Here is a 14,697-nt window from a genome sequence, read left to right on the forward strand (position 1 = left end):
TAAAGCTCAATGCTGTATGCGCAGTTCATGTTACTGCGCTGCATTATTGAGTTTTTTTCATTGCACATTAAAAACAATCAATTTCTCAAATGCGCTGTGGAATGCTAGTAATAAGTCAATCAAGGACAATAAGGATTCATCGGATGAACAAAGTTGTTGCCAATGCACAAGATGCATTAGCGGATATTGTTAAAAACAATCAAAGTATTGCTGTAGGCGGTTTTGGCTTATGCGGCATTCCTGAAATGCTGATTGATGCCTTACAAGACACCGGTGTGACTGGACTGACTTGCATTTCAAATAATGCGGGTACGGATGGCATCGGTTTAGGAAAACTGCTGCTCAGCAAACAAATTAAGAAAATGGTTTCATCTTATGTCGGTGAAAACAAAGAGTTTGAGCGTCAATTCCTTACTGGCGAGCTTGAAGTTGAACTTACCCCGCAAGGCACTTTGGCCGAAAAACTGCGTTCTGGCGGTGCAGGTATTCCTGCCTTTTATACGCAAACCGGTGTCGGAACACTGATTGCTGAAGGCAAAGAAGTCCGCAGCTTTGACGGTAAAGATTATATTTTAGAACCGACCATCACCACAGATATTGCGCTGGTTAAAGCCTATAAGGCCGATAAAGCCGGAAACTTAGTATTCCGTAAAACAGCACGCAACTTTAACCCTGAGTGTGCGATGGCCGGCAAAGTTACCATTGTTGAAGTTGAGCAGATTGTTGAAATTGGTGAGCTGGATCCAGATGAAATTCATCTTCCAGGGATTTATGTCAATCGAATTGTATTAAATCCTGTGCCAGAAAAACGTATAGAACAAATGACTTTAAAAGCAGCGGAGGCTTAAATCATGGCTTGGACACGCAATGAAATGGCGCAGCGCGCTGCACTCGAACTTGAAGATGGTTTTTATGTCAATCTCGGTATTGGCTTACCGACCCTTGTGGCGAATTACATCCCTGAAAATGTCAATGTCTGGCTGCAGTCTGAAAATGGCTTATTAGGCATTGGTGAGTTTCCAACCGAAGAAACAGTGGATGCTGACCTAATCAATGCAGGTAAACAAACCGTCACTGCTCGTTCTGGCGCTTCGTTTTTTTCCAGTTCAGAATCTTTTGCAATGATCCGCGGCGGTCATGTCAATATTGCGATTTTAGGAGCAATGGAAGTGTCTGAAACAGGCGACCTTGCCAACTGGATGATTCCGGGTAAAAAAGTCAAAGGCATGGGCGGTGCCATGGATTTGGTTGCCGGCGTACAAAAAATTGTTGTTCTGATGGAACATACAGCCAAAGACGGCTCACCTAAAATTTTAAAGAAATGTGCGCTTCCACTGACCGGTCAAGGTGTGGTCAGCAGAATTATTTCTGACTTAGGTGTGTTAGATATTACTCCGAAAGGCGTTAAATTAATTGAGTTGGCCAAGGATGTGACTTTGGAACAAATTAAAGCTGCGACGGGTGTTGAATTAATTACCTCAGATCTGCAAGTGGCTTAATATTTTAGGGTCACAATAATGCCATCCATAGGATGCCGCCTAGTCACCTTTATTCATTTCACAAAAAAGCCCTCAATGAAATTGAGGGCTTTTAAAATCTATCTTAAAGTTTATTTTTTTTCATGCTTCCACTTACTCCTCTCTTCCCATAATTCTTTAGGGATTTGAGCGTAATCTTTGCCCACTCTTCTTCAGATAGATCGCTAATTCCGCTCATATGAAGGCTAACCTAACTATCATCTTCAGGAATATATGCAAATTCGAAATCTATTTTTTCTGTATCCGTTAATGCAATTTTAAAATGTGTCCATTTCTCAAAAAACATATCTAACAATCTCACCTCTTCCATTGAGCTTATTAACAGTTGCTTCTTCTACCATGACCCGCGGTATTGATTTAAATAGAAGAATTTGAAGAATGTGCTGGCTCACAAATGTTTGAGATTCAGGCGGCACCTGCTGCCTTAGCTTTCTCATGCATTTTTCTGACCATCGCCTTAAAAAATTTATCAGCAAATCCGCTGTCTTTAATCAGCATCTGCGTCAAATCCGCACACTTTTGTTTAATGGGATCTTCCAACAAGACATCAGCGCCTTGCATAGAATCAACCAAACATTGAATTTCTGCAGCCCGCTGTACAGTCCAAAGCAGGAAAAAAGCTTTTTCAATACTGCTCTCACCCACTGCGACCCCATGATTTCGCAGTACCAGAATATGCTGATTCCCTAAGCTTTGAATCATCCGCTGCTTTTCATCTTCAAACAGCGTAATGCCTTCAAAGGCGTGATAAGCCACGCGCCCATATAATTGAGCACCATAAAAGTTATCATTTTTAAAACCATGCTGTTTCTGAGCAATGGCGCTGATTGGAGTGGTATGAGTATGGATCAAGCAGCGGATATCATCGCGCGCACCATGCACAGCGCTATGCAAAGCAAAACCGGCGGGGTTGGCGTCATATTCAGATGGAGTCACCTTGTTGCCTGCCAAATCCACTTTCAGCAAATTTTCTGGCGTAATTTCAGTGTAATTCAAACCAAAGGGATTCACTAAATAATAGTGTTCATCTCCCAGCAGGCGCGCTGAAATATGATTAAAAATGGTTTCCGTCCAGCCAAAAAAATCAATCAAGTGATAGCATTGCGCCAGTTTAACTCTTAACTCCCATTCAGCTTGGCTGACATTCAGCGGATTTAAACAACTGCTATTCATGTCGACAACTCCTCATTCGTCCTGGATTGAGTACTTAAAAATTGGCTTAAATTATAAATAATCCGTGTCACTGGCAGCTCACAACCATACTGTTCTGCCAATTCAAAAACGGCATCAGCAATATTGGCCAGCTCCAGCGTTTTTTTATCTTGGTAGTCATGCCACATCGAGGTATAAATCGGCCCCATTTCTGCACCGAGCTGCATAAAAGTATGGGGATCAATCGAAATACGTGCCCCATAACAAGCGGCGACACTGCGAACTTCCTGCGTGATTGCTTTGGAAATTGGGCTTAAATTCGCATGCGCATAGATATGTTCCAAAGTGGTATTGGCAACAACAGATAGTGGGTTTGAACTGAGATTGGCCATGACTTTTGTCCAAATTTGATCTCGAATATTTTCCACCTGCCGCGCTTCAATGCCGCTATTTGCAAACAGCTGCGCTACGTCCTGCAAACGGACGGAGCTTTGATGATTCGGCTCGCCGAAAATAAGCAAATATGGATTAGTTGATTTCACCTGACCCAAGCCCTGCAATTGTGCGGTGATAAAGACCACCGCGCCAATCAGATGCGGCAAAGGAAATTGCTGAATTAATTTATTTTGAGGATCTAAGGCTCGGATTGCAGGTACGGGCTGATGCTCTGTAATGCCATAAAAATACCAAAATGGAATGCCATTCATTAAAGGAATGATCTTGCTGTCCTGATGCAGTATGCGCTGTAAATTCGGCAGGATTTCAGTTAAAGCCTGAAATTTTGTGGTGATAAAAATATAGTCCTGCGCTTCAAGATCATCCTGATCACTTACAACTTGCACAGGATGAATGTGATGCTGACCAGTTAAATCATCTAATTGAATACCATGGTTTTTAATGTGCTGATAATTTTCACCGCGCGCCAGCAAACTCACGTTATGGCCAGCAAGGATAAGCCTTGCAGCCACAACGCAACCGATCGCACCTGCACCATAGACGAGAATTTTTGAATCTGGGTTCACTTCTGCCTCCATGCAAATTCATGTTCTTCAGTGGATGATTGAATTACACCGCTAACACATCCTGATGTTTGCTGTTGATGCCCAAATAGCTTTCAATAATTCGCGGATCTTCCACCAGATCACAGCCTTTGCCTTGCATCGACAGTTCCCCCATTTCGAGGACATAGGCATAGTCTGCGAGCTTCAGCGCTGCACGTGCATTTTGCTCAACCAATAAAATGGAGACGCCATGCGCACGCAATTGGTCAATCACTTTAAAAATTTCGCGTGTAATTAACGGCGCTAAACCTAAGCTGGGTTCATCCAGCATCAAAAGCTTTGGTTTCGCCATAAGTGCACGGCCTACCGCCAGCATTTGACGCTCACCGCCAGATAGTGTTCCCGCCTGCTGGCTATGTCGTTCTTTTAAGCGCGGAAAAATGTCATAGACTTCATCCAAAGTCTGCTGCAACTGACGATCCCCCTGACGGTAACGCTGAAAAGCGCCGAGCATCAGGTTGTCTTCAATACTCATCGAGCTGAACAGTTCACGCTTTTCTGGAACCAGCCCCAGCCCTCTTACCACCATGCGCTCCACTTGCGGACACTGGTCAATCTGGCCATCAAACTCCACATTGCCCTTGGAACCGAGCAACCCCATAATGGCAGACAATAACGTGGTTTTGCCTGCACCATTAGGGCCGACTACAGAAACAATCTGCCCCTCATTGACACGCATATTAAAATTGGTCAAAGCTTCAACTTTACCGTAAGCGACACTGAGATTAGAGATTTCCAGTAAAGCTTTTCCTTGATCATTTTTGCTGACATCACTCATGCTGCACCTCCAAGGTATGCTTCCAGCACCGCTGCATTTTTTTGTATGTCCTCTGGCAAGCCTTCTGCAATTTTTTGGCCGAATTCCATCACCACAATACGGTCTGCTAAATTCATCACAAAATCCATGTCATGTTCGACCAGTAAAATTGCCATACCTTGCGCTCTTAATTTCGCTAATAAATCGGCTAGCGCCTGCTTTTCCTTAAAGCGCAAACCTGCTGCCGGTTCATCCAGCAAAAGTAAACTTGGACTGGCGCATAAAGCACGAGCAATTTCCAAAATACGCTGCTGCCCCAAAGCTAAACTGCCTGCTTCGGTATAAAGATAATCACCTAAACCAACACGCTCGAGCTGAGTTTTGGCTTCATTTAACAAGATATTTTCTTCTTCACGGTCCAAATAGAACATGGAAGAAAAAATACCCTTTTCACCGCGCAAATGCGTTCCAATTGCAGTATTTTCCAGTACCGTCATTTCAGGCAAAATTTTGACGTGCTGGAAGGTCCGGCTCAGCCCTAATTTGGCAATTTCACGCGACGGGATTCCATTAATCTTTTGCCCCTTAAAAATGACTTCACCGCTGGTCGGTTCATCAACCCCTGAAATCTGGTTGAACATGGTGCTTTTCCCTGCACCATTGGGGCCAATCAGCGCCAAGATTTCACCGGCATGAATGGTCAAACTCATGTTGTTATTCGCCACCAACCCGCCAAATTTTTTGGTGACATTTTCCGCTTCAAGGATCACGCTGCCTGGTTCAGTTAATGGCTGCATTGCTAAAGGTTCTGCAACAGGCTGTATTTTGGGATGAATATCCACTGGTTTAAATTTGGCTGGAACCAGTTTGGTAATAAATGGCCAGAGGCCTGCTGGCGCCTTTTGCATCAAAAGGATAATAATGAGGCCAAATACAATGGTTTCATAATGCCCTTCTGCGCCAAAGATCATCGGCAGGAAATCCTGCAGCCATTGGCGCACCATGGTGAAAATACCCGCACCTAAAATTGCACCCCAAATACTGCCCACACCGCCTAATAGCGCCATAAACAGGTAATCGATGCCCATTTGTAGGCCAAACGGCGTCGGATTAATAAAGCTTTGCGTGTGAGCATAGAGCCAGCCGGAAACTGAAGCGAATACCGAAGCAATGACAAACACAATCATTTTGGAACGGAAGGTATTCACCCCCATAGATTCCGCCATGACTTGACCGCCTTTCAGGGCACGCATGGCGCGTCCTTCACGTGAATTGAGCAAGTTTTTTGTAATCACAATGGCCGCAAATAAGATCAGCCAAATCAGATAATACATTTTGCCGCCGGTATCAAAGGCATAACCTGCAATTGAGATATTCGGAATATTGGATATGCCAGAATGGCCGCCTAAAGACTCAATGGTCGAGAAAAAATAATACAGTGAAATGCCCCAAGCAATGGTTCCTAAAGGCAAATAATGCCCTGACAATTTAAGGGTCAGACCGCCAACCAGTACCGCAGAACACAAGGTAATGATAATGCCCAGCAATAGGCCGAACCACGGATTTCCTCCCGTCCACGCCAGAAAGCTTGGCAACTGTTCCGTCACTGTCAAATAGACCGTTGCATAAGCGCCAATACCAACAAGCGCCGCCTGTCCAAAACTGGTCATTCCCCCCACACCGGTTACTAAAACCAAACCCAGCACAACCAAAGCATTTAGACCGATATAATTCAGCAAAGTCACTTGATAGGTCGGCAGGAAAACAGGACTGATTAAGACAATACAGGCAAAAATTAAAAACAAGTATTTAGATTTCATTCCTCGTCCTCCTCTACATGGCGTGTTGTTAGGGATTTCCAAAGTAAAAATGGAATAATGAGCGTGAATACAATAATTTCCTTGTAATCACTGGCCCAGAACATAGAGAATGACTCAATAACACCCACTGTCACTGCACCAATTGCGGCAACGGGAAAACTGATCAGACCGCCAATAATGGCTCCCACAAATCCTTTTAGGCTTAAAATAAAACCAGAGTCATAATATAGCGTGGTCACTGGGGCAATCAGGATGCCCGAAAGCGCGCCAATAAATGCCGCCATAAAAAAAGTTAATTTGCCGGCAAATATTGGAGAAATCCCCATCAGCTGCGCACCGATCCGATTGACGGCAGTCGCATGCAATGCCTTGCCATATAAGGTTTTTTCAAAGAAGTACCACAATACAAAGATCATGATAAAGAAGGCAGCGATAATCACTAAGGTTTGGCTATTGACCACTAGACGGCCAAGATTAAATGTTGCATCACTGAATGATTGGGTTTGTGCACCATTTGGACCAAAAATCACAAGGCCCAAGCCAACCAAAACCACATGTACAGCAATGGAAACAATCAATAAAACCAGCGGTTTTGCTGTCACGAGCGGCTGGAAAAAAGTACGATAAATCTGCGGTCCTAATGGAATAATCGCGGCTAAGGTTAATAAAATTTGTCCCCACATCGGCAGCTCTGCAAGCGGCAACCGATACATGGCCAGTAAGAGCAGCCCAATATAAATCGCGCTTCCAATAAATAGTTTGCTATTAAAACTGCTCTTGTATCTGAGCTTGGCGTACACATCCAATAAGGTATTGATGACAAAAAATGTAGCAACCAACCAAACAATTAAACTAGGGGTACCTGCCTGAATCGATGCCAACGTGAGTGCACCAAAAATTGCAAATTCACCTAAAGGAATTAATAATATTCGTGTGACCGTAAATACCAAAATAATGCACAATGCTAATAAGGCATAAATTGCGCCACTGGTCACTCCATCCTGTGTAAGAACCAACGCAATATCTAAATCCATAACTTCTTCCCGCCTTTCCTGAGGGTGAGTCCGCCTTAGAGCGATACCATAAGGACCGCCCTAATCGCTGAACTGCTTGAATTTCTCAGGTTTATTTCAATAGCTTCCACTGCCCATTTTTCACAATAATCATTTCACGGCCACGTTTATCAAACCCGCTATGGTCTGTCGGGCTCATGTTGTAGACGCCTTGCGTACCTGCGACTTCTTTGGTGTTTTCTAAAGCATTGCGCAGCGCTTCACGGAATTGCACCGTACCTGGCTTAGCTGTTTTCAATGCAACCGGCACTGCTTTTTCCAGCAAGATACCCGCATCGTAGACATTTGCCCCAAACGTTGCAGGAGTTTGCTTATATTTCGCTTTATAGGCATTGATGTATTTTGAAGCCACAGCTTTAGATGGATGGCTATTTGGAATTTCATTAATCACCAGCATCAAGCTGGCCGCTAAGATGGTATTGTCAACTTTCTTCCCTCCTAAAGTCAGGAACTGATTGAGTGCAGCGCCATGAGTTTGATACATCTGACCGCGGTAGCCTCGGTCAAATAAGGCCGCTTGCGGCGGAACCGCTGCGCTTCCCGGTGCAGCAACTAAAATAGCTTGCGGCTTTTTACTGATCAGCTTCAGCGCTTGGCCTGTTAATGAGGTATCTTGACGCTGGAAAGTTTCTTGCGCCACCACTTGAATGCCATGTTTTTTAGCTAGAGCGCTTACCACTTTGCCCCAGTTTTCACCATACGGATCGGCTGTGCCAATAAATCCAAGCGTTTTGAATTTGCGCTTGACCATGTCCTGAATCAGCGCTTCAGCAATAATGTCATCATTCTGCGTAGTCTTGAACACCCATTTTTTTTGAGCATTCATCGGTATCACAATAGACGCAGTACCGACCGGCGCCAATAGCGGCACCTGCGCTTTTGCCACAGTTGCAATCACTGCAGATGCATTTGGCGACCCTGACGGTCCAATAATGGCATCCACATTGTTTTCTTTGATTAATTTCTCTACTGCTTTAACAGATGCAGTTGGATCACTGGCATCATCCAATGAAATGTAGTGGACATTTTCATTGCCGATTTTTTTTGGCAGCAAATCAATCGTATTCTTTTGCGGAATCCCAACCATGGCGATTGGACCTGATGATGAAGTAATCACGCCGACTTTAATATCGGCTTGCGCATAAATAGAAGCTGCCAATACACTGGTTGCACATACAATTTTTTTTAAGTTCATTATTTTTTCCTCGTTATTCCTTTAACTGCTGTTTTAAATCTGATTAAAATTTAAAGCTATAGGTGGTAATAATTCGATTTTCTACAAAATCATTTCCTTCGCTGTAACCAGCTCCGTATTTGGACGTGGTGTCAATATAACGCCACTCAACACCAAGCCCTTTCAGTTTTCCTTCTGGAACGGTATATCCCAAAATAAAGTTTGCTTCCGTTTCTTTGTTATCTGACAGGCCTGGACGTTCAATATTGGTGCCATATAAATAGCGCAATGTCGCACGCAATCCAGGCGCGCCTACTTCTTTAAAATCATAAGAATACAATGCATGATAAGTCAGTTCTTCAGGTTTGATAAAACCGAGCGTTGACCATGTATGCAAAAATGGCTGTGGCGCATAGCCATCAAGGGTTGGAAAGTTGCTTTCGCCTTTATTTTTTTGCACGCCTGCAGCAAATGAATGCGGGCCATTGGCAAGATTGGCCTGAACGCCGAAAGTTTGGCTGTCAATCTTGCCGTAGTATGCATCGCCGTCTTCACTGTTATGGAAATAACGTGCATCCAATTTCAGCTTACTTGAACCCACTTTTGTATTGTAAGATGCATTTAAATAATGCTGTTGATAAATATCTTCAAGCTGTCCAAACCAGTAGGCGCCGGTAATGGCAGGGCTGAAATTATAATCAAAACCTGCATAGTTCAGGCCATCGCTTTCCATTCTCGGCTTGCCCGGCGCAAACAGGCTGAGTTTTTCAAACTCGTCATCGTTACGCGCATTAATATGCGTGATGCGGCCCAAGGACAGCTTTAAGTTGTCTACGGATTTATTTTCAAATGCAACGCCTGCGTATGTGGTGACCAATTGACGTGAATCATCAATAAAAGCCACTGGCGTACGCGGCGACAGCTCACCGATCAATAATTCAGAGTCTTTATATTTCAGCTTGAGGGTCGCGCCAAATTTGTTGTAACTGCGCTCCTGCTTATTGTTTACGGTATCAAAAGGTAAAACTGTATCTGGTCTTTCAGCATGATGATCTGATAAGCGCAATGCATAGCTGGAAGTCACATCCAAGCCGACTTGTACTGGCGTATCTGTATAGCCTGAACTGAATTTAAGCCCTAAAGCCTGTGACCAGCTTCCCACATCTGGAACGGTTGAATTATCACGGTCAATAAAAAAATTTCTAAAATTTAATGTGGTTTGGCTGTCTTTCACAAAATCAGCATAAACCGCCCCATTACAACAAACAGCCAATAATGCCAATGCTGGTATTTTCTTCATGTAACGTCCTTTTACATAACAATTAAATTTTTGCTCATTTTTAATCTTTTGAAATGAGGTAAGTCATCCCGACAAATCTAGCCCGTATTTTTCATGCCATCTCTTACTGTTGTTTTTGACTATACGCCATCAATACTTATCTAATTACATGGAAAATTCAATATTATTTTAAGTATATTTATATACCTTAAACAATAGGTGCTGACAGCTAAAATAAGCAGACCATCATAATTCAGGACGGCAGAAAACCGTTTATCTTCAAGAGCTTTTTTCAAAAATAATTAATATTTTTAATTATTAAACAATAAAATCAATATATTACAACTTGTTTTCAAACTAAACGCTGGCCAAGTTTTAAAAACCGATACGCGCTGCCCATTATCGACCATCTTCCTATTGGCAGCATCCTCCTATTTGCAATATGTTTCTTGGAGGTGAGCTGCAGCATCTTGCTGCATACATCATTGGCTATAAATCTGCCGAAGAAAACCAGCCATGAGCCGTTTTAAGATATTCAGCCATGTTATCAAGTATGCATATCCGGGCAGGCAATGCGCTGCTCTGTCAGTTCCTGCCTTGGTTAAAAGCAATATGATCTGGCAATCGGTAAATTTAGATATTTACATCCGGCAGATCTTGTCGGATATTCTCAGAGAGCAGCTTATTTAGGCCTGTTATTTTTTAGGGAAGAAGCCTCAGAATAATGTTCTGCGCTTTGAGGCCTTAATTGGCCAGAAGGAGTTCTGTACAAAACAGCATAAAAATTCAGCTTACAAATATACCTTTTTAGTATTTAAAGATACCGAAACAAGACTAGATAAGGGTATTACATTTAAATTAAGGTATATATCAACAATCATTCAATAAACAGTATCAGGATCGATGCAAGCTTCACTCATAAAATGATTTAAAAAATATGAGGTGAAAGCCAGCATGATGGCAAGATTAAGGAGATCGCCATGACAGACGCAAATGTTAGAATTTTCGACACGGAAGAAGTACAAAACTTCATCAACTTGCTCAGCGGACTTGAGCAAGAAGGTGGCAACCCGCGTACTAAGCAAATCATTCACCGTGTGGTTTCTGACTTATTTAAAACCATTGAAGATTTAGACATTACATCTGACGAATATTGGGCTGCGGTTGCCTATATCAACCAATTAGGTACCAGCCATGAAGCGGGCTTACTTTCTCCAGGTTTAGGTTTTGACCATTTCTTAGATATGCGTATGGATGCAGCTGATGCAGCATTAGGCATTGACAACCCAACGCCACGTACCATTGAAGGCCCTCTTTATGTCGCTGGCGCGCCTGTGTCACAAGGCTTTGCCCGTATGGATGATGGCAGCGATCCAAATGGTCATACGCTCATTTTGCATGGCACAATTTACAATGCAGACGGTCAACCGATTCCAAATGCACAAGTTGAAATTTGGCATGCCAATACCAAAGGTTTCTATTCACACTTTGACCCAACTGGCGAACAAACACCATTCAACATGCGCCGCACTATTATGACGGATGCACAAGGCCATTATCGTGTACAAACGATTCTGCCAGCAGGTTATGGCTGCCCACCAGATGGTCCAACACAGCAATTGCTGAATCAATTAGGCCGCCACGGTAACCGCCCTGCACACATCCACTTCTTCGTGTCTGCGGACGGTCATCGTAAACTGACAACGCAAATCAACGTAGCGGGCGACCCGTACACTTATGATGACTTCGCTTATGCAACCCGTGAAGGCCTTGTAGTTGAAGCGGTTGAACATACAGATGCAGCAGCAAGCCAAGCCAATGGCGTTGAAGGTCCATTTGCTGAAATGGTATTTGACCTGAAACTCAGCCGTCTCGTTGATGGTGTCGATAACCAAGTGGTAGACCGCCCTCGCCTGCAAGCTTGATGCAGTTAAAAGTAATATTTTGAATCTTGAAATCAGGCTAGCTGTCACAGCTTAGCCTGATTTATTTTATGGAAAAGATATAAATATGGATATTCATACTTTTGATGCAGCCACTCATGAAATTTTAGCTGTTCTCCCTACATACAACCAACCTTTGGCTCGACTGCGTGCTATCGCACAGGCAGGTCAACTCCCAACAGTGACTGTAATTGGTAAATATAACCATGGCAAAAGCAGACTGTTAAATGAACTGATTGGCGACGATATTTTCTCGGTTGCAGATAAACGAGAGACTGTGACCTTGTCCGAACATCTACAGCACAATATCCGTTGGTTAGATGCGCCCGGTTTAGATGCCGATGTGGCAACACTCGATGATCAACATGCCCAAGATGCGATGTGGAATAAAGCCGATATCCGTTTAATGATCCATTCAGTACGTGAGGGCGAATTTGATCCTTATGAACTGCAGTTATTTCAGCAATTCGAGCAAGATGCCACGCAAACCCAGCGCCAAAGCGTTTTAGTCCTGACTCAAATTGACCAGATTCCAGATCAAGCTGTTTTAACCCATATTATCGACAGTATTCAAAAACAAGCGCCGGCTGCCACCGTTCTACCTGTGTCAGCAACACGTCATCGTCAAGGTATAGAAAATTCTAAAGCACTGCTAGTACAACGCAGCGGCATCCCTGAATTACAGCAAACCCTCAGCCGTGTGATTGAAAAAGTACCCGCAGTCCGTGAATTTGAAAAAAATAAAATCTTTGCCGATCTCACAGCACAATTGTTGCAGCTGCAACAAACCACTCAGGCCAATATTCAGCAACTCAGCGCAACACTCGAGCATCAACGTCAAGCTTTTGAAAGTGATCTGAATCAAGTCCTGGATAAAGTCCGTGAAGACTTACAGCCGATTCTGCACGTTTCTGGACAGGACGATTCCCTAGAACCGGATTCCTTTGCCAATATGTATAAAGTGACTGCTGGCAAACGTGATCGTAACCGCATTCAAGTGGCTTATTCCCGCGCCTGTATCGAAATCAATAGCCATCTGGTGCGCTATGGTGTGGTCGGTTTGCCGGACACACAAAAAAGCAATGTCCGCAGTCTGGACACGGTCATGGTTGCGGTGATGGGGATTTCAGTCAAACTGCGCAAAGATTTAAAGCTTATTTTTGAGGATGAATCAGGACGTCAGCGTTTACGCCGTGAATTTGCCCATTATTTTGAAGTCTCTGCTGATCGCATGCACTTGAAAGAGCAATTACAAGACTTGCAGCAGCAACTTCAACAGATCCAACAAGCCCAACAGGCCTCAGCCACTTTGGAGCTTGCATCATGATCCATGACCCGATTCAAACCTTGATTCATGCCACCGAAGCTTTTGATCAGCCTGAGCAAGACATCCTGCAACATCTAAATAAAATGCAGGCTTGGCATCAGCAATTGGCGATCAATCTCAATCAACAGCGTCTGAATAGCAGCGGACTGGTTTTTCATAGCCCAATGGCTCAAGACATCGCCGCCCTCAATGCGCAGCTCGAACACTATCTTGCCAATTGGGAAACGCAATTAGAGACACTGCAAGTTGCGCAATCGGTCGCAGCGCATTTTGACGATAAAATCATTTTACTGATTTTCGGAAAATTCAACGCAGGTAAAAGTTCATTATGCAATGTATTGGCTGAATGTTTTCGCAGACGGCAGCAAAGCGTTGAGTATTTTTATCTCGATGCTGGTGAAGTTATTGAAAGTCAGGAGCATTTTAAAGAAGGTGCGACTGAAACCACCACTCGCTTACAAGGGGTTTGTCTAGGCAAAAATTTGATTTTACTGGATACCCCGGGCCTGCATTCGGTCACACCAGAAAATGCCACATTGACCCAGCGCTTTTTGGACAGTGCCGATGGTGTGCTGTGGTTAAGCAGTTCATCCTCTCCCGGTCAGGTCAAAGAATTAGCGGCTCTGGGGCAGGAATTACGCCGACACAAACCATTATTGCCCGTCATTACCCGCAGTGATTATTTTGAAGAAGATGAAGTGGATGGTGATATTTGTCAAGTCTTATGCAATAAAAATGCTGATCAACGTTATCTACAAGAAACTGATGTGCATACCCGTGCGATTGATCAGCTCATCGAAATGCAAGTTGATCCTGTCTTGCTGCAATCTCCGATTTCAACTTCTTCACAAATGCTGAAAAATGCCGACTTCAATGATCAGGCGATGCAAAGTGCCGGTTTTAACCGTTTATTTGACGCACTGCTGCATTTGATTCAACCTGCTTTGGCCTATAAACAGCGCAAACCCGCGGAAGCCTTGCTGCATCATTTGCAGGAACAGATCCTCACGCCTTTACAGCTGGAAGTTGTACCGCAACTGCAGCAATTGCAGCAGCATCTAGATAATGCCAGCAGCGCATTAGTACAGCACAAAGAGCAAATCATGACGCAAACATGGCGCAGCATGATTGCAAGTTTACCGAGCTTATTAGAACAATATGCTGAACAGCAAGCCGTGGATGAACTATATAGCGCACTGACACAACAGGCGGAGCAGCTTCTCTCACAGCAGATATCGAGTCATTTGGTCGATTATCAACTACACCATGCGCCGCTCGAACCCTTGCAGTTCGCTGAACATCTGACTTATGAAATCATTTATGCAGACGATGGTAAAGAAATTTTAGCCATTGGCCATGACCGTTTATATAGCGAAATTTCACAAGGCTTATGGCAGCAACTCGACCGCTATACCGATGAGGTCATTGCGCAACGCCAAAAGGTACTGACCAATATTCAAGAGCAAATTGAAACCATTCAGCAAGGCTTGATCAATGACGAACAAGAGCTACAGCACATTGCACAGCATTTAAGGATGAAAGATTTAGCGCCAGTGTAATTAGGATAGAAAAA

Annotated in this window: 12 protein-coding genes; 5 read left to right on the top strand and 7 right to left on the bottom strand. The window is 43.7% G+C overall.

All coding sequences use genetic code 11. The features are described 5' to 3' along the window. Positions 1-143: 143 nt before the first annotated feature. Complete coding sequence (locus ACE3T3_RS08780) at positions 144-848, top strand: CoA transferase subunit A (protein WP_374666031.1); 705 nt, start codon at positions 144-146, stop codon at positions 846-848. Between the two features lie 3 nt (positions 849-851). Further along, positions 852-1,499 carry a 3-oxoacid CoA-transferase subunit B gene (locus tag ACE3T3_RS08785; RefSeq protein ID WP_374666033.1) on the top strand — a complete coding sequence of 216 codons (648 nt, stop codon included), beginning with the start codon at positions 852-854 and terminating at the stop codon, positions 1,497-1,499. Positions 1,500-1,943: 444 nt separating this feature from the next. On the opposite strand, the gene ACE3T3_RS08790 is transcribed toward ACE3T3_RS08785, so the two are convergent. The 7 genes from ACE3T3_RS08790 to ACE3T3_RS08820 all read right to left on the bottom strand — a co-directional run bounded on the left by ACE3T3_RS08790 (position 1,944) and on the right by ACE3T3_RS08820 (position 9,875). Beyond that, positions 1,944-2,711, bottom strand: coding sequence for a class II aldolase/adducin family protein (locus ACE3T3_RS08790; protein ID WP_374666035.1), 768 nt, complete (start codon positions 2,709-2,711; stop codon positions 1,944-1,946). Then, positions 2,708-3,712: a ketopantoate reductase family protein gene (locus ACE3T3_RS08795; RefSeq protein WP_374666037.1), complete on the bottom strand. Its 1,005-nt coding sequence runs from the start codon at positions 3,710-3,712 to the stop codon at positions 2,708-2,710. Before ACE3T3_RS08795 ends, ACE3T3_RS08790 begins: the two co-directional genes overlap by 4 nt. A gap of 43 nt (positions 3,713-3,755) precedes the next feature. After that, positions 3,756-4,529, bottom strand: coding sequence for an ABC transporter ATP-binding protein (locus ACE3T3_RS08800; protein ID WP_374666039.1), 774 nt, complete (start codon positions 4,527-4,529; stop codon positions 3,756-3,758). Next, positions 4,526-6,328: an ATP-binding cassette domain-containing protein gene (locus ACE3T3_RS08805; protein ID WP_374666041.1), complete on the bottom strand. Its 1,803-nt coding sequence runs from the start codon at positions 6,326-6,328 to the stop codon at positions 4,526-4,528. Before ACE3T3_RS08805 ends, ACE3T3_RS08800 begins: the two co-directional genes overlap by 4 nt. Then, positions 6,325-7,362 carry a branched-chain amino acid ABC transporter permease gene (locus ACE3T3_RS08810; RefSeq protein WP_374666043.1) on the bottom strand — a complete coding sequence of 346 codons (1,038 nt, stop codon included), beginning with the start codon at positions 7,360-7,362 and terminating at the stop codon, positions 6,325-6,327. The genes ACE3T3_RS08805 and ACE3T3_RS08810 overlap by 4 nt, the downstream gene beginning before the upstream one ends. Positions 7,363-7,453: 91 nt before the next feature. Continuing rightward, positions 7,454-8,596, bottom strand: coding sequence for an ABC transporter substrate-binding protein (locus tag ACE3T3_RS08815; protein WP_374666045.1), 1,143 nt, complete (start codon positions 8,594-8,596; stop codon positions 7,454-7,456). 43 nt (positions 8,597-8,639) lie between these two features. After that, a complete protein-coding gene (locus tag ACE3T3_RS08820; RefSeq protein ID WP_374666047.1) occupies positions 8,640-9,875 on the bottom strand; it encodes an OprD family outer membrane porin in 1,236 nt (411 codons plus the stop codon). A gap of 959 nt (positions 9,876-10,834) precedes the next feature. On the opposite strand from ACE3T3_RS08820, the gene catA reads away from it, so the two are divergent. From catA to ACE3T3_RS08835, 3 genes are all read left to right on the top strand, one after another. Next, positions 10,835-11,779 carry a catechol 1,2-dioxygenase gene (gene catA / locus ACE3T3_RS08825; protein WP_374666048.1) on the top strand — a complete coding sequence of 315 codons (945 nt, stop codon included), beginning with the start codon at positions 10,835-10,837 and terminating at the stop codon, positions 11,777-11,779. 85 nt (positions 11,780-11,864) lie between these two features. Further along, positions 11,865-13,124 (top strand): GTPase, encoded by a 1,260-nt coding sequence (locus tag ACE3T3_RS08830; RefSeq protein ID WP_374666051.1) that lies wholly within the window; start codon positions 11,865-11,867, stop codon positions 13,122-13,124. Then, positions 13,121-14,683 (top strand): dynamin family protein, encoded by a 1,563-nt coding sequence (locus ACE3T3_RS08835; protein WP_374666053.1) that lies wholly within the window; start codon positions 13,121-13,123, stop codon positions 14,681-14,683. Before ACE3T3_RS08830 ends, ACE3T3_RS08835 begins: the two co-directional genes overlap by 4 nt. Positions 14,684-14,697: the final 14 nt, after the last annotated feature.

It is taken from the genome of Acinetobacter sp. (genome assembly GCF_041919735.1).
GTDB lineage: Bacteria > Pseudomonadota > Gammaproteobacteria > Pseudomonadales > Moraxellaceae > Acinetobacter.

Coding starts and splice junctions, on each gene's coding strand:
- ACE3T3_RS08780 (WP_374666031.1), top strand. CDS start 144: ATGAACAAAGTTGTTGCCAATGCACAAGATGCATTAGCGGATATTGTT.
- ACE3T3_RS08785 (WP_374666033.1), top strand. CDS start 852: ATGGCTTGGACACGCAATGAAATGGCGCAGCGCGCTGCACTCGAACTT.
- ACE3T3_RS08790 (WP_374666035.1), bottom strand. CDS start 2,711: ATGAATAGCAGTTGTTTAAATCCGCTGAATGTCAGCCAAGCTGAATGG.
- ACE3T3_RS08800 (WP_374666039.1), bottom strand. CDS start 4,529: ATGAGTGATGTCAGCAAAAATGATCAAGGAAAAGCTTTACTGGAAATC.
- ACE3T3_RS08805 (WP_374666041.1), bottom strand. CDS start 6,328: ATGAAATCTAAATACTTGTTTTTAATTTTTGCCTGTATTGTCTTAATC.
- ACE3T3_RS08810 (WP_374666043.1), bottom strand. CDS start 7,362: ATGGATTTAGATATTGCGTTGGTTCTTACACAGGATGGAGTGACCAGT.
- ACE3T3_RS08815 (WP_374666045.1), bottom strand. CDS start 8,596: ATGAACTTAAAAAAAATTGTATGTGCAACCAGTGTATTGGCAGCTTCT.
- ACE3T3_RS08820 (WP_374666047.1), bottom strand. CDS start 9,875: ATGAAGAAAATACCAGCATTGGCATTATTGGCTGTTTGTTGTAATGGG.
- catA (WP_374666048.1), top strand. CDS start 10,835: ATGACAGACGCAAATGTTAGAATTTTCGACACGGAAGAAGTACAAAAC.
- ACE3T3_RS08830 (WP_374666051.1), top strand. CDS start 11,865: ATGGATATTCATACTTTTGATGCAGCCACTCATGAAATTTTAGCTGTT.
- ACE3T3_RS08835 (WP_374666053.1), top strand. CDS start 13,121: ATGATCCATGACCCGATTCAAACCTTGATTCATGCCACCGAAGCTTTT.